This is a genomic window from Pedobacter sp. 05L430 (genome assembly GCF_056397585.1).
On the sequence record NZ_JBFTNT010000588.1, the window covers coordinates 1 to 802 of the forward strand.

1 pseudogene is annotated in these 802 nt (G+C 39.1%); it reads right to left on the reverse strand.

Features of this window, described 5'->3' with window-relative positions:
• Nucleotides 1-802: pseudogene (locus tag AC1DG9_RS27480) on the reverse strand (O-antigen ligase family protein); the annotation flags it as partial.

The following is an 802-nucleotide window of genomic DNA, read 5'->3' on the forward strand; positions in this document are numbered from 1 at the left end:
AATCAGCATTCCGTAAAAAGATAATCCGGCAGCAATCAGGGCAAGTACCCYTTTCCATGATTTGAACGGAGCTATTGCAAGCACAATAGCAATCATTACAAACGAAGCCTGGGAAACACCAAACTGTCCCGAATCACCATAAAAAGAAAAGACCCTTAATCTTCCCCATAATAAGTGGGTAACTGCTCCAACTTCATCTAAAAATTTTTGCTCACCAGATGAAACACCTATATGCTGTTGCTTCATACCGTTCAAAGTTGCCAGTAACGACAAAGCAATTAACAATATCAACACCCAGTTTAGTTTCTTCTCAGAGTCAATCAACAGAAATACCAGGGGGATGATCAGCATAGGAAACAGCGCAGTACTTCTTATCTCCTGCAACCACCCTATCACACTGGCTCCTTCAGGGTTTATAATTTCAACTACACTAATGATAAACCACATCAGCATTAGTTTGGTAAGCGGATTATTTAAGCGCGTCCAGTCATATCGCTTGTGCTGAATAATCACAATTACCCAAATCAGCAACAAAAGAGCCTCTATTCCTATACCATAGGCTATACCACCAACCTCACGTGATAAGATCCCAAATAGAAAGCAATAAGCCGTTAAGGCGTATAGACCTATATAAGGTTCTTTAAAAAGAAAGATCATAAAAACAACAAACAACGCCGCTAAAATCAAAAGCACCGCGCCCATTGGATTAATATATGTTATCAAACTAACTCCAAAAGCAACCAATATCCCTAAAACCGACAAAATAATTGTACGCCATGTTTGTGATAATGAGGATAAAAAC